Annotated in this window: 17 protein-coding genes; 9 read left to right on the top strand and 8 right to left on the bottom strand. The window is 57.8% G+C overall.

Features of this window, described 5'->3' with window-relative positions; all coding sequences use genetic code 11:
- Positions 1-172: 172 nt before the first annotated feature.
- Together ACR0C6_RS11940 and ACR0C6_RS11935 are read left to right on the top strand one after the other, a co-directional pair.
- Positions 173-661 (top strand): peptidase associated/transthyretin-like domain-containing protein, encoded by a 489-nt coding sequence (locus ACR0C6_RS11940; RefSeq protein WP_152457305.1) that lies wholly within the window; start codon positions 173-175, stop codon positions 659-661.
- A gap of 8 nt (positions 662-669) precedes the next feature.
- Positions 670-1,266 (top strand): ferric reductase-like transmembrane domain-containing protein, encoded by a 597-nt coding sequence (locus ACR0C6_RS11935; protein WP_371419741.1) that lies wholly within the window; start codon positions 670-672, stop codon positions 1,264-1,266.
- Here the strand turns inward: ACR0C6_RS11935 and argF are convergent.
- Complete coding sequence (argF, locus tag ACR0C6_RS11930; protein WP_152457303.1) at positions 1,263-2,189, bottom strand: ornithine carbamoyltransferase; 927 nt, start codon at positions 2,187-2,189, stop codon at positions 1,263-1,265. The genes ACR0C6_RS11935 and argF overlap by 4 nt on opposite strands.
- Positions 2,190-2,265: 76 nt before the next feature.
- A complete protein-coding gene (locus tag ACR0C6_RS11925) occupies positions 2,266-3,453 on the bottom strand; it encodes an acetylornithine transaminase (RefSeq protein WP_480619452.1) in 1,188 nt (395 codons plus the stop codon).
- A 273-nt stretch (positions 3,454-3,726) separates the two neighbouring features.
- On the opposite strand from ACR0C6_RS11925, the gene ACR0C6_RS11920 reads away from it, so the two are divergent.
- Positions 3,727-4,611 (top strand): DMT family transporter, encoded by an 885-nt coding sequence (locus ACR0C6_RS11920; RefSeq protein WP_480619451.1) that lies wholly within the window; start codon positions 3,727-3,729, stop codon positions 4,609-4,611.
- Between the two features lie 75 nt (positions 4,612-4,686).
- Here ACR0C6_RS11920 and ACR0C6_RS11915 read toward each other — a convergent pair whose 3' ends face one another.
- Positions 4,687-5,490: an ABC transporter permease gene (locus ACR0C6_RS11915; RefSeq protein WP_480619449.1), complete on the bottom strand. Its 804-nt coding sequence runs from the start codon at positions 5,488-5,490 to the stop codon at positions 4,687-4,689.
- Between the two features lie 126 nt (positions 5,491-5,616).
- Here ACR0C6_RS11915 and ACR0C6_RS11910 point away from each other — a divergent pair, with 126 nt between their 5' ends.
- From ACR0C6_RS11910 to ACR0C6_RS11895, 4 genes are all read left to right on the top strand, one after another.
- The gene (locus ACR0C6_RS11910; protein WP_152457300.1) at positions 5,617-6,192 is read left to right on the top strand and encodes a GcrA family cell cycle regulator; all 576 of its coding nucleotides are present in this window, start codon (positions 5,617-5,619) and stop codon (positions 6,190-6,192) included.
- A 263-nt stretch (positions 6,193-6,455) separates the two neighbouring features.
- Positions 6,456-6,941, top strand: coding sequence for a DUF3124 domain-containing protein (locus tag ACR0C6_RS11905; RefSeq protein ID WP_480619447.1), 486 nt, complete (start codon positions 6,456-6,458; stop codon positions 6,939-6,941).
- A 235-nt stretch (positions 6,942-7,176) separates the two neighbouring features.
- Complete coding sequence (locus ACR0C6_RS11900) at positions 7,177-8,724, top strand: amidohydrolase family protein (RefSeq protein ID WP_480619445.1); 1,548 nt, start codon at positions 7,177-7,179, stop codon at positions 8,722-8,724.
- A gap of 380 nt (positions 8,725-9,104) precedes the next feature.
- Complete coding sequence (locus ACR0C6_RS11895; protein ID WP_480619443.1) at positions 9,105-9,788, top strand: outer membrane beta-barrel protein; 684 nt, start codon at positions 9,105-9,107, stop codon at positions 9,786-9,788.
- Positions 9,789-10,575: 787 nt separating this feature from the next.
- On the opposite strand, the gene ACR0C6_RS11890 is transcribed toward ACR0C6_RS11895, so the two are convergent.
- The 5 genes from ACR0C6_RS11890 to ACR0C6_RS11870 form a co-directional block, all read right to left on the bottom strand.
- A complete protein-coding gene (locus tag ACR0C6_RS11890; RefSeq protein ID WP_480619441.1) occupies positions 10,576-11,574 on the bottom strand; it encodes a DUF1214 domain-containing protein in 999 nt (332 codons plus the stop codon).
- Between the two features lie 14 nt (positions 11,575-11,588).
- On the bottom strand, positions 11,589-12,641 hold the full coding sequence (locus ACR0C6_RS11885; protein ID WP_480619439.1) for a DUF1214 domain-containing protein: 1,053 nt from the start codon (positions 12,639-12,641) through the stop codon (positions 11,589-11,591).
- Between the two features lie 291 nt (positions 12,642-12,932).
- Positions 12,933-14,837 carry a DUF3604 domain-containing protein gene (locus tag ACR0C6_RS11880; protein WP_480619437.1) on the bottom strand — a complete coding sequence of 635 codons (1,905 nt, stop codon included), beginning with the start codon at positions 14,835-14,837 and terminating at the stop codon, positions 12,933-12,935.
- A 229-nt stretch (positions 14,838-15,066) separates the two neighbouring features.
- Positions 15,067-16,143 (bottom strand): DUF2235 domain-containing protein, encoded by a 1,077-nt coding sequence (locus ACR0C6_RS11875; protein WP_480619435.1) that lies wholly within the window; start codon positions 16,141-16,143, stop codon positions 15,067-15,069.
- Positions 16,121-18,412 (bottom strand): xanthine dehydrogenase family protein molybdopterin-binding subunit, encoded by a 2,292-nt coding sequence (locus ACR0C6_RS11870; RefSeq protein ID WP_480619433.1) that lies wholly within the window; start codon positions 18,410-18,412, stop codon positions 16,121-16,123. Before ACR0C6_RS11870 ends, ACR0C6_RS11875 begins: the two co-directional genes overlap by 23 nt.
- 113 nt (positions 18,413-18,525) lie before the next feature.
- On the opposite strand from ACR0C6_RS11870, the gene ACR0C6_RS11865 reads away from it, so the two are divergent.
- Positions 18,526-19,254 carry a dienelactone hydrolase family protein gene (locus ACR0C6_RS11865; protein WP_224857408.1) on the top strand — a complete coding sequence of 243 codons (729 nt, stop codon included), beginning with the start codon at positions 18,526-18,528 and terminating at the stop codon, positions 19,252-19,254.
- A gap of 79 nt (positions 19,255-19,333) precedes the next feature.
- Positions 19,334-22,495, top strand: coding sequence for a valine--tRNA ligase (locus ACR0C6_RS11860; RefSeq protein ID WP_480619431.1), 3,162 nt, complete (start codon positions 19,334-19,336; stop codon positions 22,493-22,495).
- Positions 22,496-22,632: the final 137 nt, after the last annotated feature.

Here is a 22,632-nt window from a genome sequence, read left to right as displayed (position 1 = left end):
CACGCACCGCCAGAGGTCAAAAAGATTCGTTTCGACGACCCGGAATCACTCACAGAACCGTGAGGGCGCGGGAATCCAACCGCGCACGGCCTCGGATTTTGAAAGAAACATGCTATGTTTCAGATGGAAGCCGCAGACTGACAAGATTGGATCGCGTATTGGAGGTTTCTCGATGACAGATGCGTTGCTGTCCCGTCGTTCCCTGATCACCCAAGGTGTTGCCGTTTTGACAACCGGCGCCACAGGGCTTTTGGTGCCTGCCCGCGCAGCCGGGATTGCGCCGACGCCTTCAATGCGGGGCGGATCAAACAACTATCGCCCCGGCGCGCCGATCGTGGACCGGATCGGTGGCGGCGGGTTCTGGATGACAGGCACCGTACGAAGGGCAGGCGATGGCGCACCCCTGCCCGGCCAGCGCATTCAGATCTGGGCCCATACCACAGAAGGGCACGAGCGTGACCCGCAAAGCCATGGAGCGACCTTGACGGATGAAAAGGGTGAATTCCGCCTGGAAATGCCGCAGATCGTTCCTGCATTCGGTCAACCGCACGGGCATCTGGCCTATGACAGCGGCGCGTTCGAAACCGTGTTCCTGCGGCCTGTGATGTCCAGTTCCAAAGACAAGACACTGGCTGCGCATTTCGTGTTGCAACCGCTCTGATCCCGGTGATCCGAACCGGTGTCATTTGGGCGACCCTGATCGCCGCCCTTGCCGTTCCTTTAATCGCTGCGGCAGGCAGCCCGTATCTTGCGTGGCGCGATCCAACCTATATCCTCGCCGGGTTTGCCGGAATTCTGAGCTTGGGCCTGCTGTTGCTGCAGCCGCTTCTGGCCGGAAGATACCTTCCGGGCTTGTCCGCAGTGATAAGCCGCCACATTCACCGCTGGATCGGTCTGACCCTGGTGCTGGCGATTGTGGTCCATGTCGCGGGGTTGTGGCTTACCAGCCCGCCGGATGTGGTGGATGCGTTGTTGTTCGTATCGCCAACGCCGTTCTCGGCCTGGGGTGTCATTGCCATGTGGGCCGCTTTCGGGGCGGCCCTGTTAGGGGTCTTCCGCAAACGTCTGCGCCAGCGCTTTCGTCTTTGGCGGCTGAGCCACACCGCACTGGCCGGGGTGACGATTGTCGGCAGCCTTGTTCACGCCATGCTGATCGAAGGCACGATGGAGATCGTGACCAAAACAGCGCTTTGCGCGCTGGTCCTCTTGGCGAGCGCAAGTACGCTCGCCAAATTGAAAGTTTGGGATATCCGTCGACGCCCTTAGACGCCTAGGCACCAGCGCATCACCGCCTTTTGTGCATGCAGACGGTTTTCGGCTTCATCAAAAATGACCGAGTTCGGTCCATCCATGACCTCGGAGGTCGCTTCTTCCTCGCGGTGGGCCGGCAGGCAATGCATGAACAGCGCATCTGGTTTGGCATGCGACATGAGTTCAGCATTGACCTGATATGGGCGCAGCATGTTGTGGCGGCGCTCTTTGGCCGACTGGGAATCATGCATCGAAACCCAGGTATCCGCGACGACGAGGTCCGCACCTTCCACCGCTTTGTGCGGATCCCTTTCGATCACGATTTTCGAACCTTTTTGACGGGCAAACCCCATGAACTCCTCTTCCGGGTCAAGCTGAGCCGGTCCGGTGAAGGTTAGATCGAATCCGAATTGACCGGCGGCGTGCAGGAAGGAAGCGCAGACATTGTTGCCATCACCGGTCCAGACCACCTTTTTGCCAGCGATGGGGCCGCGATGTTCCTCGAATGTCAGAACGTCGGCCATGATCTGGCAGGGATGGGTGCGGTCGGTCAGGCCGTTGATCACCGGCACGTCCGAGTATTCGGCCATTTCGGTCAGGATGGTTTCATCAAAGGTGCGGATCATGATCATGTCGACATAGCGCGACAGCACGCGGGCGGTGTCGGCGATGGTTTCGCCGTGACCCAGCTGCATGTCCTTGCCGGAGAGCACCATGGTCTGCCCGCCCATCTGGCGCACGCCCACATCGAAAGACACGCGCGTCCGCGTCGAAGGCTTTTCGAAGATCAGCGCCACCATGCGATCTTTCAGCGGTTGTTCGTCGTCGGGGGCGGCCTTGGGGCGGCCCAAACGCGCCTGCTTCATCACGCCCGCCTGATCGATCATGGCCCGCAGATCGGTGGAATCGGTTTTGTGGATATCAAGAAAATGGTTCATGTCGGTTCGTTTCCTGGCTGTCGGTCGCCGGGGGCGCTGCCCCCGGACCCCTGGAGTATTTGAGAAAAGATGAAAATCAGGCGGTTTGGAGCTGGGTCTCGATCTGCCGGGCGGCCTTGTCGAGGCGGATCATGGCCTGAGCGATATCGTCCTCGGTCAGGGTGAGAGGCGGCAACAGGCGGATCACGTTGTCGGCGGCGGGAACGGTGATGACGAGGTTGTCATAACCTGCATTGACCACGTCGATATTGGCAGGCTTGCACTTGAGGCCGAGCATCAGGCCCGATCCGCGCACCTCTTCGAACACGTCGGGGTGATCTGCGATCAGGGCTTCGAGCTTTTGGCGCAGCAGGCCCGCCTTGCGGTTGACGCTTTCCAAAAAGGCGGGTGTTGCCACATGATCGATCACCGCGCAGCCCACCGCGCAGCCCAGCGGGTTGCCGCCATAGGTCGAACCGTGGGTGCCTGCGGTCATGCCGGATGCCGCGTCCTCGGTCGCCAGTACCGCGCCCAGCGGGAAGCCGCCGCCGATGCCTTTGGCGACCATCATGATATCAGGGGTGATCCCGGCCCATTCATGGGCAAAGAGTTTGCCTGTCCGGCCGACGCCGCACTGGACTTCATCAAGGATCAGCAGCAGCCCGTTGTCGTCGCAGATCTGACGCAGTGCCTTGAGTTCGGCGTCGGGGACGGGGCGAATACCGCCCTCGCCTTGGATGGGCTCGATCAGGATCGCGGCGGTCTTGTCGGTGATGGCGTCGGTCACGCCGTCGAGGTCTCCGAAGGCCACATGCACGAAACCCGGCAGCAGAGGGCCGAAGCCCTTGGTCATTTTCTCGGACCCGGCAGCGGCGATGCCGGCTGACGACCGGCCGTGGAAGGAACCGTCGAAAGTGATGATCTCGACCCGCTCGGGCTGACCTTTGTCATGGAAATACTTGCGGGCCATTTTCACGGCCAGTTCGCAGGATTCCGTGCCGGAGTTCGTAAAGAAAACCGTATCGGCAAAACTGTGTTCCACCAGCTTGTCAGCCAACGCCTGTTGCTGAGGAATGTCGTACAGGTTCGAGACATGCCACAGCGCATGGGCCTGGTCAGTCAGCGCGGCGACCAATGCCGGATGGGCATGGCCCAGTGCGTTCACGGCGATCCCTGCGCCGAGGTCCAGGAAACGTCGGCCATCCGCCTCGGTCAGCCAGGCGCCTTCGCCCTTTACGAAGGTCAGGGGCGCACGGTTATAGGTCGGCAGAACGGACGGGATCATGGGATCATCCTTTTCAGGTAGTATGAGCCTCGTGAGTGATACACGAAGGCCCTGTTCGTCAACAATTTTGGTGAGGTCTGTGCCGATTTGCCGGGCACATGAGATCAAACAGGCCGGTTACGCAAAGATGCGTCGGCGTCGGAGCAGTTGGATATGCACATGTTTGATCATGGCCGACCGTATAGCGATGCTTGCGCAGGTTGGAAAGCCAGTATTTTGCAGGGATCGAATTTTGCCCTTGCCAAAGCCTGTGCAACCGCGCACCGCTTGGCCATGTTCGAACCCAAGCACCATAATCCTCCGCTTGCCGCTGCGCTGATTTTTGTCGCCACCGCCTTTATCGCCGCGACGACGCTGCTGGCCAAGGCGCTGGGGACGGATGCGTTGGGGCCGCCCTTGCATGCCATGCAGATCAGTCACGGGAGGTTTCTGTTTGCCCTGCTGGCGATTGTGCTGGCGGTTGCAACTCTGCGGCCCCGGTTGGTGCGGCCCCATTGGGGGCTTCACGTCGGGCGGACCAGTTTTGGCTGGGCGGGGGTGACATTGATGTTCGCATCGGTTGCCTTCATTCCGATGGCGGATGCGACGGCCATATCTTTTCTGAACCCTGTCTTTGGTATGGTGCTGGCCATTCCGCTGCTGCAAGAGCGGGTTGGTCCTTGGCGCTGGCTGGCGGCGGCTGTCGCCTTGACGGGCGCGATGATCCTGCTTCGCCCGACCCCCGCCAGCTTTCAGCCCGCAGCCCTTCTGGCGCTGGCGGCGGCTGCGCTGATCGGGATGGAGCTGATTTTCATCAAAAAGCTGTCCGGGCGCGAGCCACCGATGCAGATCCTGCTGATCAACAACGCGATGGGGGTGCTGATCGCCACTTTAGCTGTCAGCTTCGTCTTTCAGATGCCAACCCCGCAGCAGTGGGCGGCATTGGTGGGGATCGGCGTTCTGATGGCCTGCGCCCAGGCCTGTTTCGTCAACGGCATGGCGCGGGCGGATGCATCCTTCGTGGCCCCTATCAGCTATGCCACGCTGATCTTTGCCGCCCTTTACGACTTTGCGGTCTTTGATGTGATCCCCGACTGGATCAGTCTGGTCGGATCTGCGACCATCCTGGGCGGCGGGCTGATCCTGGTCTGGCGAGAAGCGGTGCGACGCCGCGCCTGAGAGCCTGCCCCGAACGGCGGGAACGGGTGCGTCCGCATCCCGGCCCGTGCAACCAACCGCGACGGCCGGGCCGCCCTAAGCCTTGAGGCGATATCCGGTGCGCAGCATCAGCCAGGTGATGGCTCCGATCACGAGTGTCGCAAACGTACAGACCGCCATCCCCAGCCACGGAGAGCTGTCGGACACTCCGATCATTCCATAGCGCAAACCATCGATCAGATAGAACACCGGGTTCAGGTGGGTCAGGCGGTTCAGCACGGGCGGCAGCGCCTCGACCGAGTAGAACGTGCCCGACAGGAAGGCCAGCGGCGTGACGATAAAGTTGGTGATCGCGGCCATCTGATCAAACTTGTTGGCGAAGATACCGGCAAACAGGCCCAACGCGCCCATGAATGCCCCACCCAGAACAACAAAGGTCAGCGCGATCAGGGGGTGCTGAGGCGCAATGGAGAGCAAGACCAAGAACGCAATCGAGATCACCAGGGCAATCATCACGCCTCGGGCAATGCCTCCCGCGAGGTAACCCAGCAGAATCTCGAGCGGTGACAGCGGTGGCATCAAAGTATCGACGATATTGCCCTGCACCTTGGCGATCACCATCGAGGACGAGGTATTGGCAAAGGCATTCTGGATCACCGTCATCATCATGATCCCTGGCGCCAGAAACATCAAAAACGGCACACCCATGACATCGGGCCGGCTGGGTCCGATGGCGATGGTGAAGATCAACAGGAACAGCCCCGCCGTAACCAGAGGTGCCAGAACCGTCTGCGTCCAGACGGCCAGAAAACGCAGGGTTTCGCGCTGCGCCAGCGTGTACAGGCCCATCCAGTTGACTGCTCCGAAGCGACGCGCGGTCTGATCTGCGGGATTTTGCATGATTTGCCCTCGAGCTGATTCGAAGACAGCTTGTAACTCGGGCAGCAGTGTTTAGAATAGGGGGCTGAGACGAATTCCCAAGGCGGCCCGAATCCGGGGCCGCTTTCCGCTTTTGAAAGGCTAACGATGTCCTGGACAGACGAGCGTGTTGAACTGCTGAAGAAGATGTGGGGCGAAGGCCAGTCGGCCAGCCAGATTGCCAAGGAACTGGGCGGCGTGACCCGCAATGCGGTGATCGGCAAGGTGCACCGCCTGGGCCTGTCAAACCGGACGGCGGGCGCATCCCCGGCCAAGGCGGAACCGAAAGAAAAACCGGCGCCCGCCCCAAAGGCCGAGGCCAAGCCCAAACCTGCACCCAAGACCGAACCGGCGCGTCCGGCCCCGGCCCCGACCGCCGAAGCGAAACCGGTCGTTCCGGCCCGCCGTCAGATTATCCCCGCCGGTCAGCCACTGCCACCGCAGCCATCGGCCAACGAGATCAGCCCCGAGGCGCTGGCCAAGGTCAACGAGGTTGAAAAGAAAGCCAAGAAGCTGACTTTGATGGAATTGACAGAGAAAACCTGCAAGTGGCCCGTGGGCGACCCCGCGACCGAGGATTTCTGGTTCTGCGGCCTTCCGGTTGAGGCGGGCAAACCCTATTGCGAGGCACATGTGGGCGTGGCCTTCCAGCCGATGAGCTCGCGCAGGGATCGTCGGCGGTAATTGCGAACACAAGAACCTAAATCATGTCTATGGAACGTGAAAAGGGCGCAGGCATTTCGCAACGCCTCTTACCGGAGGCGTTGCATAGTCAAGAGCGACGCAAGGCGTAACGGGTTCTTACAAAGAAAACACCCTCGCTGAATGCTGCGAGGTTGTTTTAGTTCGGAGCGTCAGCTTTGCGGACAAAGCGGACAGATTCTTGCGCCGAATCTTGTCATCCGTATGCTCATTTTGATGACAGAACAATCGGAGCATGCGCCTACATGAAGTTTTTCTCCCGCAGATCTTTCTGGTCGTTCTCAATGGTTTTGGTTTCGTTGGCGACCGTACCAAACCTTTCATTCGCACAAGTTTCGGAGAGTGTTACATCTCAAGTCATCTATGTTCCCTCTTATTCGCGAGTTTTCACGCAGGAGGGGCGCAGCGAACCGCTCGCGTCTACGCTAGTTGTGCACAACATTAGTCTTCAATCAGAAATCAAAGTTGAGCGTGTGGAATATTACGACAGAGCGGGGCAACTTCTGGAAACTCTCATAAATGAGCCCGTTCAACTGATGCCATTTGGGTCGATGAATGCGCTTGTACCTATTGGCAGCGTCGGAGACGGGATTGGCGCGAATTTCATAGTCACCTGGTCGGCAGAAGTTCCGGTACTACCCCCTATCGTAGAAGCGATCATGGTTGGAGGAAGCGGCACTCAAGGAATCTCGTTTACAAGCCGAGGTCAGGTGTTGACTCAAAAACCGTAACATCGACCACTACTTTGCTTCTATGTATCCAGTTCAATAACGAAGCTATCACTTAGGCATTACTGATTTGTTCTTTGCCATGGCGACTGGAGCCAACTTTGGGTTGAAAGTAGACATTAGAGCACTTGCTCAGATGGCTATTCAGGGCGGAAAGCAGACAAAGCAGACTTAGGCAAAAATATTAAATTGATCTGTTCCTTCATCGCCTTACGCTGGGGGCACGGAGGTCAAGATCATGTACCGCACATTCGTTTCTTCAATTCTTGTGGCTATTGCCACGACCTGCTCAGCGCAGGACTACGATATAGTCATAACGAACGGGCGGGTCATCGATCCGGAGACAGGTTTGGACGCCATCCGAAATCTCGGGATCAACGGCGGCGAGATATCCGCGATCTCCGAGTTCGCAATGGACGGTTCGGTGGAAATCGATGCAACTGATCTTGTTGTAGCGCCGGGGTTCATCGATTTGCATGCACACGGCATGAACTTGGGCGACATGCGCATGCAGGCGATGCAGGGCGTAACAACTGTTCTGGATTTGGAGTCCGGTATCCTCCCTATTGCAGATTGGTATGCTGAAATGGAACGGCAGCAGACGCCACTGAACTATGGGGCGTCTGCGGCTTGGACGTTTGGCCGAATAGCTGCGTTCACAGGAGAAGGGCCTATTGCCGAACTATCCTATTTTCAAGATGCGCAGAGGTTCGACGATTGGAAAACAGAAATCGCCGATCCCCTTCGCATGGTGGAGTTGTTAGACTTAGTCGAGCAAGGATTGAAAGAGGGGGCATTGGGGATAGGCGTTAACGCAGGATACGCGCCTGGTTACGGTCAAAAAGAGTACTTTGCTTTGGCAAATATGGCCGCCGACTATGGTGTGGCCACGTATACGCACGTGCGGTACGCTTCGAATTTGGAACCTCAGGGGTCTTTTGAAGCAATAAAAGAATTGATTGCGAACGCCGCGCTCACAGGCGCACACATGCATATCTGTCATATCAACAGTTCTTCATTGGAGGACATCCACGCCACCCTTGATTTGGTGGAACGAGCACAGGCTCAAGGCATAAACGTTACAGTAGAGGCCTATCCTTATGGCGCCGCAAACACCGTTGTAGGAGCCGCGATGTTCTCAGGCGACGGATGGCGAGAACGCATGAGCTCTACGGCACAGAACTTTCAACTGGGCTCAGATCGCATGACGGAACAGGAGCTCGCCGATTACCAGGACAACGAGCCTGGCACCTTTGTCACGTGGCATTTTCTGGACGAGAAAGATCCGGAAGCGCTCGCGCTATTAGATGCATCCGTTACCCACCCTGCGGTCATGATCGCCTCGGATGCGGTATTCTGGTCCTACTTCGACGAAAGCGGGGCTGTTTTGAACTATGAAGGTAGTGATTGGCCACTTCCCGACAATGTATTTAGTCACCCGCGGTCGGCTGGAGCGTTCGCTAAAATCCTTCGATCTTATGTGCGCGAACGAGGCTTATTGTCACTGGAAGAAGCCATTCGCAAGATGTCCTTGATGCCAGCTCAAACGCTCGAGGAATTCGTTCCACAAATGAGAAAGAAGGGGCGGCTGCAAGTAGGAATGGATGCCGACATTGTCGTCTTTGACCCCACGACCGTATCAGACCTAGCCACGTACGATAACGCGAACCAACCTGCCAAAGGTGTCCATACCGTTCTCGTAAACGGCACGTTAGTTGTTGGCGATGGTGAACTCAAAATAGACGCTGACTCAGGTCAACCAATCCGCCGCAAGCTCGAAAGATAAGGTGACCGCTTTGGACTCACACCGGTCATCCGACGTTTTATGCGGGGCTTGCTAACTGGACCAATGGCGGCTCCGCGTACCGAACGGGTTTTCCCTAAAATCAAGAGCTGACGGATCGTTTGAGCAGCTATTCTATCCAAGATAAGTAAACCTAAGCTGATACTAACTCTGAATGCCATGCTCTTTCTGCACTGCGTAGAACGCGGATCCTATTGATTCAGATCAATGCCATAACCCTCATTCATATCAGAATGCTGGAATGCAAGTTCAAGCCTTCGCTATCGAATGTTCTTGCAGTCGGTGTTTGTTTGGAGGGTATAATGCAAAGGCTTCCCACATGGAGAACGGCGTTCTTAAGCTTAGCGTTTTTGGCGGCACCTATGGCAGCACATTCCAGCGACTGGAGTTTCGAAGCCACTATTTACCTCTTCATGCCAGAGACCGAAACGTCGCTGGACACTCCACGAGGCAACATCGATGCCACGCTCAGTTTTTCGGACGCGCTAAGCAACTTGGACCTTGCGTTTATGGGTACAATTGCTGCCAGCAATGGACGGTGGAGCTTATTGGCTGACTACAACTACACCGACCTTTCTTTCGGAGATGACACACCTGGCACCGCATTTTCCGGGCTGGACACGTCGCTAAAGACGCAGTTTCTGAGCGGCTATGTTGGTTACCGGGTCTACGAAGATCCAACTGTACAGGTAGACGTTGCAGGAGGTTTCAGGTGGTTTAGTACAGAAACTCAGTTCACGCTGTCACCTGGAGCGTTGCCAGGGCGTACAACCACTGTGGACGCAGACTGGACTGACCCCGTTATCGGAGCCCTTGCTCGGTTTAAGTTCTCAGACAGGTGGACCGGCACGGCGTTTTTAGATTATGGCGGATTCACCAGCGACAGCGAGACTTGGCAAGTGTTGTTGACCGCGGATTACTCAATAAACGAAAGATGGATGATTAGAGGCGGATATCGCTACATCAAGTTCGATCACGAGATCAACGGCAACGACTTTACCTTCAGTCAGTCGGGGCCGGTTATCGGTGCGACATACCGCTTTTGAGTAGCACCCGAAAATCTATGTGCATTTATGCGTGCGTAACACGGATTCGAATGCGCTACACGAAGCAATGGATTTGCAAAGATTGCTGTTTCCGCGGAAGCTTGAGACAGACAGTTCTTGTTTGGGCCAGTAGCAACTATTCCCTCGATTACGCTGGATGTCCACTTTGTAGACGATACTATCATTTGTGCGGCAGGGCCCATAGTTTACTATGCAATCCTAAACTCGAGTACTTCTAAAGGGTGACATTCAAACAAATGATGGCCTCTTGGCGACGCCACTCACTCCACGTCACCAAGAGGCGAACCAGACAAATCTGGCGAATGCGTGAGCAAGAGAGGTAATACAAATTTGCCACGCCTTCGAATACTTGAATCCAAGATACAACAATTCAAGGATTTTTACGCGCGGGAAGAAAATTTTTATCGCGCGAACTATGATTGCGTGAGTATTAGATCTCGCAGTCCTGCTTTTGAAGGTAAGGGCGAACTATGCAGGTAGTTGGTTACCAATTGGGACAACACTGTTGTTCAGCAGTGGCCACACCAATCTGGTTAACTTCGCTTTCCCAAATACGCGTTCCAGATAGTCTGGGCAGTCCCATGACCAGACTATGGCCCCCGCTGTCTGTCATCCCAGATCATGACGGCGCGGGTATTTGGATCACCACCACGTTTTGCCCTGCCTTTAGCGCGCGAACACTTGAACACCAAGTGGCTGCAAAGCAGAATTCAGTGGTTTCTAAGTCGCGCACAGCAGCCACCTAAAAACCAGCTTAAATGCCCTCTTAATCAGACGGCTCGATTGCAGGAAAGGACCAATTTCCGTTCAAGATCTCTTCACGAGGTTCATATAGCCGAACAGTGTAGTTCCAGCCTGGCGTGATCGGTATGCAATTCACGCGCCCATCTTCGCACGCGCCAAAATTTATGGTGATGCTGCCGTTGGCATTGGCTTTTGCTGTAACGTTGTTGAGACTGTTTCGACCGAGATCGTTTGCTTCCAGATATCCGTCGGCGTTGTAGACCGTAATCGACCAGAACGCGTCAACCGGGACTTCATTCACGGTCACCGAATGTGGTGTTTCGCCATTATTTGCATCGACGCTGTCGATTTCATAGAGCGCAGCCGTTCGCGGCAGTCCCCCCCAGCCGGCAGCGGTTCCAACCAAATGATCGATGGGCCTGGTCTCTTCCTCAGTGCCAAACGAGTAGAAGCTGCTGAATCCCAGCTGGGCAAGGTTGCTTAAGGCCATGCGTGCCTGTGCCAGATCATCCAGATCCCAATCTGGCGCTTCGAACGGACCTGCCCCGCCTCCAGTCACGATAAGACTGTCCTGAGCGGCATGTGCCGCTATCACGTCGTCAGGATCGTTGGCGTCCATGAATATCCGTACGGTCACATAGGCAAAACGAGAACCAACGTTTTCCTCGGTCAGGTTGTAGGTCCCAGGCGCGGTTTCGACGAACATGTAGTGATCCTGATTGATCACATGCATCGAGATGTATCGCTCGCCCAGATCAGGCAGAGTGAATTCAACCGGATCGGACAGGTCCAAGACGATCCCGGAGTAGAGTGTGTCCTGGTTCATCCGGATAACCGGTTGATTGTCAGGGGTTGTCGGTTTGCGAACGTGGATCAATTCCCCAACACCCGCGTCAAAAGCGGCCATGTTGGCACGGAACATATGATCCGTCTCCGCCCGGACAAAGGTGCCCAGCGTCACTGGTTCGGCAACAGCCAGAGATGGGGCCAGCAGTGCAATCGGAAACAATTTCTTCAACATCGTTAGCGTCCTTCTCAGTTCACAGATTGCGCGGTGGGAAAGGTCCAGCCCCCATCTAGGACCTCCTGACCGGGGCGATACAGGCGCACCACGTAGTTCCAGCCTTCGGTGATGGGCAAGCAATTCACCCGCCCGTCGTCGCAGGCCCCAAGATGGATGGTCATGCTTCCGTCAGCATTCTGCGCGCCGGTGACGGAGTTGATGCTATAGGCGTTCAGAGCGTTCGGTTCATAGAAGCCGTCGGCATTGTACATGCTCACCGACCAGAAAGCGTCCACCGGCACGTTCTTCGGCACCTCGATCTTGTACGCGCCGACGGGCAGACCTGGAAAAAATGCTGGGTAGAACGCTTCCTCTTCCGGCAGCCCGCCCCAACCGGCAATCGTGCCGAGCATGTGACGTATGGGGTGAACGTCCTCCTTTGTGCCGAACATGCGGGAACTGTCTGGTACAAACCCGAGGGCACCGAGCGGCAGTAGCTGTTCGACTACCGCCTCAAAAGCTCCGTCATCGTAGTTCGGGGCCACGAACGGGTTCGATGCATTGGCCTCAATTGTCATTGCGTCCTGGATCACATTGACGGCCGCCACGTCCTCGGGATCTGCGGCATCGACCAGCACGCGGAGATACACAATCACGTACGGGGTGTCGAACGTTTCCATGTCGAGCGTATAGGTGCCGCCACCGAAGAACACCTCGTTTATGAAGTGGTCCTGATTGACTACCATTGCCGTCATGTACCGGTCCGCGACTTCGGGAAGGATCAGCGTCGCGCCCTCGCTGATGTCGACAACCGCTGTGCTATAAAGTGTGTCGCGGTTCATCCGGATCGTCGGTTGGTTTTCGACGGGGGTCGGTTCCCGGAAGTGGTAGAACCGATTGATGCCACCCGCGAGCGAGACGTACTTTTGAAACTCAAGGTCTGTGGCCGCACGGATGAAATTGTCCGCGGTGATCGATACCTCTGCGCTTTCGATCAGGCCCTCGACGGTGTTGGTTGTAGTTTGCGCTTGCCCTGTTGTTCCGACCGTTACTGCCAAAGCCAAGGCAACTAGAATTACTAGCATCGCGGTTATCCCCCAACCTCCCAATAGCAAGGAAATATATGCGATTGACCTCAGATATCTTTGACCTGCGTCAAACTTAGCGCCCCAAGAACACGTCGTTGGTTCCGGGCTTAAAGTTCTTCGGACTAATTAGCGAAGCCGAAGTGAGAAAGGACGTTTCCTGCTTTTTGACGAATATCGGCCGAGGGTTTCTAGGCTGAATCCGAACTGGCCTCATTCAGATCATTGGCTGGATTTTGTCCAAACGATCACCTCTCGAGGACAGACTGGACGAACATCCAAAATCATTTATCAGCCTCCCGGCGCATACCAAATCGGAGAGGTATAAGCTCGCTCTTGGTGGACCATCACAGCGTCATCAGGCAGGTCGAGGTTGCCATAGAAAGCTTCGTCATAAGCTAGCCATGTCGGTGTCGGGATTTCTAAAACTCGGACGTAGTAGTAGGCACGTTGAGATGGGTCAAACTCAGGATCCATCCAATGAGCACCAAGAGCAGCGGAACCAATGGTGTTTGTATAGTCCGCGCCAGTAACAGTGTTCCCTACGGGTGGTAGAATGCCGTCGGCGTTGGGCACCCGGTCTCCAGCCCAAGCGGCGTCGAAGACTTTCGTCTGGGGTTCACCACTCGCATCGACCCAACCCTTAACGATCTGAATGCGGTCCAGGTTCGCACCGTCGGGATCGCGGAGAGCACGTACCATAAAGTTGGGTGCTGAACCTTCGGGTCCTTCAAAAAGATCAGCGCCCATAGGGACGCCACGAGCATATCCTTCGGCTGCGAAGTCGTGCCGATGAACCTCCTCTGGTTCAAAGTCCCATCCGGCAAAAACACGCACGGTCATTCGTGGACCGGTTGTGGCATAGACTTCCTTACGCTTAAACGCATCCCAGATAGCTTCTCGAGTATTCTCTCTCGCCCAAGCAGCAGCGAGACCTGAGGCGATGGTCTCGTAGTGTTTGACCGTGATTTCGTCGCCAAGGAAATCTGGCTGGATAAGGTTCTCAGAAATGCGGTCTTCGATTGCACTCGGTTCCGCCATCGAAGCCTTGCCGAAGTAGTTGTCTTCCCGCGCCGTCGCGAGCGAAGTGTGACTGTCGGTCGAGCCAATCATGCCGAACTTGAACGGGTTAACTCCGATCTCTTCCTCGTACTTTAATCCCCGCGCCAAAGCGTCCCGGGCATATTCGCGCGGCAGCATCTCCAGTGTCTTGAGTTCGGTCCCAAAGTTTCCACGATCCCAAGTGCCGTAGTCGGCAAATTCATCATTGGGCGATAGCATCGGATGCGCCTCACCATCACCCTTGATCTGAGTGACCTCGTACAGCGGTTCCCACCGCATTCGCCTTTCAGCGTAGGCAGCATCCAAGGGTTCTCCATTTGCACGTGTGTCGTCGAACATCAGGCCGTTAGAGAGGTTCCCGTTGTGTGGAAAGGCCATGACCTTCCCACCCGTCCGCGCCTCGTACGCCTCCATCCAGTCCCACAGGTCCTCGGGATCCGAGCTGTCATAGTTGGAGAATGGGACGATGTCTGCGACCTTGTCGGCACCGTCTCGGAACATGACAACCCGGTGAAGGTTGTTTGCATTGGTAACTGACGTCCACTCGAAGCCATTCAAGGCAGTGAACACACCGGGCTCGTTGTAGCGTTCGGCGGTGTCGACAATACGGTTGTAAAATGTCCGCGTCAGGTCGTCGTCATCCAAAGGATCCGTGTTCACCATCATAGACTCGCCCCAAAGCACGTAGGCTGCCAATGGATCGCCCGCCTTCACCAGATCATGGACCTGACGACCCCAGGAGTTGGCTAAAAGCTGTGGATTCGACTCCGAAATCATGGGAGCCAGACCAAGATTTTCGGCGTGGTCAGCTACAACTAGAAAGTCGAGTGGTCGCACGAGTTGAGCGTAATCGCCAAGCGAAGCTCGAACCTTCTCGCCACGAGCGAAGCGGAACGCTTCATCTGGCCCAAGCGCATTGCCGACCATTCCTGCATCCGTTGAATAGGACGTGTGTAGATGAGTATCGCCCCAGAAGACCCGGTTGGGAAAAGACTGGTCGACAAATGGCGAATAATGTTGCGTACCAATCCTTGCGTCCTCTGGATCAATCGCCAAATCGCCTAAGTAAGACTGCGCCAACCCTGCGCCAGCCATAAGGGCAGTCAAACTCGCTCCAACAAGAATTTGCTTCATCAAACTCTCCACTACACCGCGAAATCTTTGTAAGCATAACACACATTCAGATTACTGGTTTGACTTGGATCACAACCAGATTGCCCTGGTGAGATCGAATGATCGCTATGGGCTCAGAGCGGTCGTTCGCCGCAGAGCGGCGCAGTACTGTCAAATTAGGGTCCGCTTTGGGCTCGAACCTGACATTGAAGTGCCGGTGATCTTGGAGTCACTGGCACATGGTAGCCTTTCACTGCGCGGGATGTGTCGGCAGGTTCGGCATCGCCACCCAGCCCGGTAATTTATCCGGCGAAACTGAAACATGCAGGCGCTCTGAAGGGTCCTGCCCGACCTTGCGGTGCTTTCGCAGCAGGAAAATCTTGCCCCAGCCGCGCCATGTGCCAACCGACGGAGCATGGGGATCAATGGGAAACCGATCGCGCCAGCCGTCGGGCAAAGGCAGACCGTGCAATTCCGCCTTGTCCAGCATCCAGATCAGGGAAATGTTGCTCAGCGGCCGCGCCTCTTCGTAGCCGTTCAATTGGCCACCTATGTCGCCGTGGGTTCCACGGAACCAGACCTGCTCCACATGGCCCTTGAACTCGGGCGTGCAGGTCCACAGAACCGGTTCGAACACTTCGCGCGTCTCATCCAGCGCCATGGCGTGATACCCGTGGCGGGTGACTGGGCCCAACTGATGATTGTGAAAGGCGTGCTTCTCTTCGGCCCTGCGCCACAGCAGCGGCAGACGCAAACCCAGCGCCTTGACCGTGTCCCAGACGCCGATCATCTCGATCTCGACCCCGTCGTGGCAGAAACGTCGGCGGAACTCGCTGGCGGCGATGCCGTCTGGATTGCATTCATAGTGGCGATAAGCTTGCAATATGTTTCGCTCGGTGGCGTGTTCCGCCTTGAGCAGGCCGATCATGTCGATCACGCCGGCCAGACTGCGCGCGCCATAGGCACCGCGCGAATAGCCGATAAAAAAGATCTTGTCGCCCGGCTTGTAGCGGGACGCCAAATACCCATAGGCGCGACGGATCTGGCGGTTGATGCCCCGGCCCATCATCACGTCCAGCGAGGACTTCCAGCTTTCCCACTGCACGCCTGCCTCGTAGAACACCGAAACCTTGCTGCCCATCTCGCAGCACAGGCGAAATGTCTGACCGGCGTGGGTTTCAAACCCCGGTTCCAGAGTGGACATGGTGCCATCAAGAATGATGACATGGCTGATCGGTTCGCGGTGCCGCGTCTCGGCGGAATGCTCGGACCGCAAAGGGCGCCCGAGCCATCCCAGAACCTTTCTACTCAGCCGCGACAGATTCATGCGTCAGCAATTCCCATACTTTGTGAGGTGTGAAAGGCATGTCCGCCTGCCGCACCCCGTGGTCCCAGAGCGCATCCTGAACCGCGTTTGCCACAGCGGCCAGCGCGCCCACGGTGCCAGCCTCGCCACACCCTTTCATCCCCATCGGGTTCGAGGTTGACGGAACCGGCGCCGAGGTAAACTTAATCATGGGTATGTCGGTTGCACGGGGCAAGGCGTAATCCATAAACGAAGCCGTGAGCAGTTGCCCATGTGCATCGTGCACGACATGTTCTGTCAGGGCCTGGCCGATACCCTGCACCACCCCGCCATGCACCTGCCCTTCGGCCAGCATCGGATTGATAAGATTGCCAAAATCGTCAACCACCGTGTAGCGGTCCACCCAGGTTTCGCCGGTGCAAGAATCGATCACGACTTCGGCAACATGCGCGCCGTTCGGGTAGCTGCGCGCATCCAGGTTGGCGCGGGCCTCATGTTGCAGCAGATCCGTTCGACCATCGGCACGCGCCATCTCGGCGGCTTCGGTCAGGGTCGGCGTCAGGTTGGAGCCCGGCGCTCGGAATGTCTCGTGGTCAAAACTCACATCATTTTCCTCGACCCCCATCTTATCGGCAAGATAAGGCGTGAATGCGGCGATCATCTTGTCAATCGTGGCCAGGGTGGCCGTGCTTTGCACCGTGACCGAGCGGGACCCGCCAGTGCCGCCGCCATGGGCAAGCCGGTCGGTATCGCCCTGAATGACGGTGATCTTGTCCATGGGGATACCCGTCTGATCTGACAGGAACTGGGCGTAGACCGTCTCATGCCCCTGCCCGTTCGATTGTGTGCCGACGTACAGATTCACCGTTCCATCCTCGCAAAACGCGACCTTCGCGTTTTCGGAAGGGTCCCCCAAAATGCTTTCGATATAGTAACAGAGACCCTGCCCCCGGATCAGACCGCGTTCGGCATCCGCAGCTTTACGGGCCTCGAACCCTGTGGTCTGGTCGGCCGTGCGGGTGAGAACCATGTCGAAATCGCCGACATCATAAGTTTCGCCGGTGGAAGTGGTGTAGGGGAAATCGCCGGGGCGGATGAAATTCCTGCGCCGCAGTTCCCACGGGTCAATGCCCAGTTCGCGCGCGGCGCGGTCCATCGCGCGTTCAAGCACGTAAATCGCCTCGGGGCGGCCCGCACCGCGATACGCATCCACCTGCGTCGTGTTCGTAAAAAAGCCTTCGACCCGCAAACAGGTGGTCTGAACGTCATAGACACCCATCAGCACTTTGCTGAACAGGCTGGTCTGGATCGCCTGACCAAAGTGGCTGTTGTATGCGCCAAGGTTCACCTTGCTGTGGACCCGATAGGCGGTGATCTTGTGATCGGCGTCGAAGGCCAGCTCGGCCAGCGAGGTCAGATCGCGGCCATGATGATCAGACAGCATCGCCTCGGACCGGTCGGACATCCAGTGCACCGGCTGACCCAGTTTCATCGCCGCCACGGAGACGCAGAAATATTCAGGGTACGGCATGACTTTCATACCGAAACCACCACCCACATCCGGGGTCGTGACGCGTATGTCGTCCGCATCCAGTTTCAGTTTTTGCGCCAGTTGGGCCTTCATCGCCCATACGCCCTGACCTCCGTAAGAGAAATGCAGGCGCCCCTCGGACCAGTTCGCCTGACATCCGCGCGGCTCCAGCGAATTGATGATGACCCTGTTGTCGGCGACGTTCAGCGACACGGTATGCGCGGCCGCCTGAAAGGCTGCCTGGGTCGCGGTTTCGTCGCCCAGCCCCCAATCGAAAGCACGGTTCTCGGGCGCTTCCACGTGCAGGATCTCGCCCCCGGCCTCGACGTCCAACTTGGCCGGGCGCTCTTGCGTATCCATCCAGATCAATTCAACCGCGTCCTGCGCCTGCGTCAGGGTATCCGCAATGACAACTGCCACCGGCTCGCCCACGAAACGCACGCGATCCCTGGCCAGCATGTGCCGATCGGGCGCAGCGGCCCTGGACCCATCCCGGTTCTGCAAGACCGCCGCATTCAGCACCGTGTCGATGCCTGACGCGGCCAGATCGTCCAGAGTCATGACCAGCCGAACACCGTCGGCAACCCGCGCGGCCTCGACATCCAGAGAGGTGATATTACCATGCGCCACCGGGCTGCGGAAGAATGCGGCAAACAAAGCGTTCCCGGGCACCGCATCGTCCATGTAACGCCCCTGCCCGGTCAGGAACCGTTGATCCTCGGTCCGTTTCACCGGCTGGCTTCTGCCGAACTTTTCCATGGGTGGCCCTCCTGCGCGATATCAGGGGCGAGCCTAGCCCGCGACCCGGCGATGTCCAGCAGGGTTCACCGAAATTCGTTTGCGCGCAAAGGATGTTCGGCTAGCCTTGGGCCATGAGCTGGACGCATGATACCGTTTTTCCCTTCTCTGCCCCGATGACCAGCGGGCAGTCGACCACACATGACGTTTATGTCGGCGGCGAAGGCCCACCGATCCTGATCCTTCAGGAACTGCCAGGGATCGGGCCCGAAACGCTGGCGTTGTCCGCCAAGCTCAACGCATCCGGCTTTCGCGTCTACCTGCCTCATTTGTTTGGAACCTATGGCAAGGTTGAAATGGCCAAGAACATGGCCCGGTTGTTCTGCGTGCGGCGCGAGTTCAACATTTTCGCCCGCGGCAGGCAGAGCCCCATTGCAGGATGGATGCGCGCCCTGACCCGTGAGATCAAGCAACGCGAAAACAGCGCCGGTGTGGGCGTCATCGGCATGTGCCTGACCGGCAGTTTCGCCCTTACCCTCATGGCCGAAGACGCCGTTCTGGGCGGGGTAGCCAGCCAACCTGCGCTGCCGATCCTCGGGGGCCGCCATCTGCATATGAGCGCTGAAGATATCGGCGCGGCCTCTGCGGGTATGGCCGCGAAAGGCCCCGGTCTGGCGATGCGGTATTCCGAAGACAAGCTTGCACCCAAGAAACTGATGCGGGCGCTTGAACAGGCATTTGGCAATCTGCTGGAAACCGTCGAATATCCCGGCAAGGATCATTCGCTGCTGACGCTGGATTTTCACGAACCCGCCTATCAACGCGTTGACGCCTATTTCAAAGCACGCTTTGGCATGGCGTAGGCGCACTAGGCCTTCCCCTTGCCGCGCGCATTCGCTATTGCAGGCGCTGACCCGAATTTGTTGACGCAGGACGCATCCCATGGCGATGGAAAAGACATTCAACGCGGCCGAGGCCGAGGCCCGGATCTACAAGGCCTGGGAACAGGCCGAAGCCTTCAAGGCAGGCGCGAACAAATCGCGCGACCAGAGCTTTTGCATCATGATCCCGCCGCCGAACGTGACCGGTGCTCTGCATGTGGGCCATGCGTTCAACAACACCCTACAGGACATCCTGATCCGCTGGCACCGCATGCGTGGCTTTGACACGTTGTGGCAGCCCGGCCAGGACCACGCCGGCATCGCAACCCAGATGCAGGTCGAAAAGATGCTGGCCGCCACCCAACAACCCAGCCGCAACGAATTGGGCCGCGAAAAATTTCTGGAGAAAGTCTGGGAATGGAAGGGTGAATACGGCGGCACCATCATCGAGCAGCTGAAACGCCTCGGCTCTTCATGCGACTGGTCGCGCAACGCCTTCACCATGGCCGGCGCGGCGGGCGACCCGCGCACGGGCCATGAAAACAGCCCCAACTTCCACGACGCGGTCATCAAGGTTTTTGTCGACATGTACGACAAGGGCCTGATCTACCGCGGCAAGCGGCTAGTCAACTGGGATCCGCATTTCGAAACCGCGATTTCGGACCTCGAGGTCGAGAATATCGAGGTCGCCGGCCATATGTGGCACTTCAAGTACCCTTTGGCGGGCGGTGAGACATATGAGTATTTGGAAAAAGATGAAGATGGGAATGTGATCTTCCGCGAAGAGCGGGATTATATTTCGATCGCCACGACCCGCCCCGAGACCATGCTGGGCGACGGCGCGGTTGCGGTGCACCCCTCGGACGAACGCTATGCGCCGATCGTCGGCAAGCTGTGCGAAATCCCAGTTGGTCCGAAAGAGCATCGCCGCCAGATCCCCATCATCACCGATGACTACCCTGACCCGAATTTCGGCTCGGGCGCGGTGAAGATCACCGGCGCACATGACTTCAACGACAACATGGTCGCCAAGCGCGGCGGTATTCCGATGTACCGCCTGATGGACACCAAGGGCGCGATGCGGGCCGATGGGGCCCCTTATGCCGAAGAGGCAGGGAAGGCGCAGGACTATGCGCGTGGGCGCGCGTTCACCGAGAACGAAATCGACGCGATCAATCTGGTGCCGGATCATCTGCGTGGCCTCGACCGGTTCGAAGCGCGGGCCAAGGTGGTGGAAGAGATCACCGCTGATGGTCTGGCCGTGATGACCCGCGCGGATGATCCGCGCCTGGGATCAACCGCTTTGAAGCCGGATCAGGAAGGCGCCGACACGCTGGTGCCGCTGGTCGAAAGCAAACCGATCATGCAGCCCTTCGGCGACCGGTCGAAGGTGGTGATCGAGCCGATGTTCACCGATCAGTGGTTCGTCGATGCCGCCAAGGTCGTCGGCCCCGCGCTGGACGCGGTCAAGGACGGCACGGTCAAGATCATCCCCGAGTCGGGCGAGAAGACCTATTACCACTGGCTGGAAAATATCGAGCCCTGGTGTATCAGCCGCCAACTGTGGTGGGGGCATCAGATTCCGGTTTGGTATGGTCTCGACCTGTCGGCAGAAGACTTCATTGACGACGAGAATGATGGCGACCTTGATCTGGTTGAATTGGGTCGTTTGCTGAACGAAGGCGGCATGCTGCACCGTGGCAATGTCATGGAATGTGCCGCGAGCTTTGAGGCCGTTACCGAAAAGTTCCTGGACGACAATGCGGACATTCCCAGCCCTCTGAGCCACGCGACCGTGATCGAAGTCGCCGACAAGCAGGAGGCGATCCATCGGTTCGCCGAAAGCCTTGCGCAGTACGCCGTTGATCAGGATCCGACCAAGCTGGTCTATCCGGTTTGGCGCGACCCGGATGTGCTGGATACCTGGTTCTCCTCCGGCCTGTGGCCAATCGGCACGCTGGGCTGGCCCGAACAGACCGAGGAGTTGCAGCGCTACTTCCCCACCGATGTTCTGATCACCGGTTTCGATATCCTGTTCTTCTGGGTCGCCCGGATGATGATGATGCAGCTGGCCGTGGTCGATCAAATCCCGTTCCACACCGTCTATCTGCACCAGCTCGTCCGCGACGAGAAGGGCAAGAAGATGTCCAAGACCACCGGCAACGTCATCGACCCGCTGGAGATCGTGGACGAGTTCGGCGCCGACGCGCTGCGCTTTACCAACGCGTCGATGGCGGCGATTGGCGGCGTGCTGAAACTGTCCCGCGAACGCATCACCGGTTATCGCAACTTTGGCACCAAACTGTGGAACGCTGTCCGCTTTGCCGAAATGAACGAGGTTTTCACTGATGCCGTCCCGCAACTGGACGTAGCCGACCTGAAACCCAAGGCCGCCGCGAACCGCTGGATCATCGGCGAAACCGCCCGGGTGCGGGAAGAGGTCGACGCGGCGCTGGACAGCTACCGCTTCAACGACGCGGCGAACGGGCTTTATGCCTTTGTCTGGGGCAAGGTCTGTGACTGGTATGTGGAACTGTCCAAACCTTTGCTGCAAGGCGATGACGCCGAGGCCCAGGCTGAAACCCGCGCCACAATGCGCTGGGTTCTGGATCAGTGTCTGGTCCTGCTGCACCCGATCATGCCCTTCATCACCGAGGAACTGTGGGGCCTGACCGGCGCGCGGCCCAAGATGCTGGTGCATGCCGACTGGCCGACTTATGCCGCCGCCGATCTGGTCGATGCCGACGCGGACCGCGAAATGAACTGGGTGATCTCGGTGATCGAGAACACCCGCTCGGCCCGCGCCCAGATGCGCGTTCCGGCGGGTCTGTACGTGCCGATGCTGGTGACCGAGATCGACGCCCACGGCCAGGCCGCCTGGGACCGGAACGAGGCGCTGATCAAGCGACTGGCCCGGATCGACAGCCTGACCAAGGCCGATACGCTGCCCAAGGGCACTATCTCGATCGCGGCGCCCGGCGCGTCCTTTGGCCTGCCACTGGCCGACATCATCGACATTGGCGCGGAAAAGGAACGGCTGGAAAAGGCCAAGGGCAAGCTGGCCAAGGAACTTGGTGGCCTGCGTGGCCGTCTGAACAACCCGAAATTCGTGGCCTCGGCCCCCGCAGAGGTCGTGGAAGAGGCCAAAGCCAACCTCGCCGCCCGCGAAGAGGAAGAGGCGAAACTGAACGAGGCGCTGGCCCGACTGACCGAAATCGCCTGATCTTCATCTTTTCACAAATACTCAAATCCGGAACCCCGCCGCGGCCACAACGGCGGGGTTTTCTTTTGCACGCTCGGGCCTTGCCGGACCCTGCCCCTGCTTGTTAGCAATCAGCGAACACATTTCTCCGAGGCCGT

It is taken from the genome of Ruegeria sp. AL12 (genome assembly GCF_056540885.1).
This window is presented reverse-complemented; position numbering and strand designations above follow the sequence as displayed.

Bases quoted from the DNA above. Each gene is read 5' to 3' on its own strand.
- ACR0C6_RS11940 (WP_152457305.1), top strand. From the start codon at position 173: ATGACAGATGCGTTGCTGTCCCGTCGTTCCCTGATCACCCAAGGTGTT.
- argF (WP_152457303.1), bottom strand. From the start codon at position 2,189: ATGAACCATTTTCTTGATATCCACAAAACCGATTCCACCGATCTGCGG.
- ACR0C6_RS11925 (WP_480619452.1), bottom strand. From the start codon at position 3,453: ATGATCCCGTCCGTTCTGCCGACCTATAACCGTGCGCCCCTGACCTTC.
- ACR0C6_RS11920 (WP_480619451.1), top strand. From the start codon at position 3,727: ATGTTCGAACCCAAGCACCATAATCCTCCGCTTGCCGCTGCGCTGATT.
- ACR0C6_RS11915 (WP_480619449.1), bottom strand. From the start codon at position 5,490: ATGCAAAATCCCGCAGATCAGACCGCGCGTCGCTTCGGAGCAGTCAAC.
- ACR0C6_RS11910 (WP_152457300.1), top strand. From the start codon at position 5,617: ATGTCCTGGACAGACGAGCGTGTTGAACTGCTGAAGAAGATGTGGGGC.
- ACR0C6_RS11905 (WP_480619447.1), top strand. From the start codon at position 6,456: ATGAAGTTTTTCTCCCGCAGATCTTTCTGGTCGTTCTCAATGGTTTTG.
- ACR0C6_RS11900 (WP_480619445.1), top strand. From the start codon at position 7,177: ATGTACCGCACATTCGTTTCTTCAATTCTTGTGGCTATTGCCACGACC.
- ACR0C6_RS11895 (WP_480619443.1), top strand. From the start codon at position 9,105: ATGGCAGCACATTCCAGCGACTGGAGTTTCGAAGCCACTATTTACCTC.
- ACR0C6_RS11890 (WP_480619441.1), bottom strand. From the start codon at position 11,574: ATGTTGAAGAAATTGTTTCCGATTGCACTGCTGGCCCCATCTCTGGCT.
- ACR0C6_RS11885 (WP_480619439.1), bottom strand. From the start codon at position 12,641: ATGCTAGTAATTCTAGTTGCCTTGGCTTTGGCAGTAACGGTCGGAACA.
- ACR0C6_RS11880 (WP_480619437.1), bottom strand. From the start codon at position 14,837: ATGAAGCAAATTCTTGTTGGAGCGAGTTTGACTGCCCTTATGGCTGGC.
- ACR0C6_RS11875 (WP_480619435.1), bottom strand. From the start codon at position 16,143: ATGAATCTGTCGCGGCTGAGTAGAAAGGTTCTGGGATGGCTCGGGCGC.
- ACR0C6_RS11870 (WP_480619433.1), bottom strand. From the start codon at position 18,412: ATGGAAAAGTTCGGCAGAAGCCAGCCGGTGAAACGGACCGAGGATCAA.
- ACR0C6_RS11865 (WP_224857408.1), top strand. From the start codon at position 18,526: ATGAGCTGGACGCATGATACCGTTTTTCCCTTCTCTGCCCCGATGACC.
- ACR0C6_RS11860 (WP_480619431.1), top strand. From the start codon at position 19,334: ATGGCGATGGAAAAGACATTCAACGCGGCCGAGGCCGAGGCCCGGATC.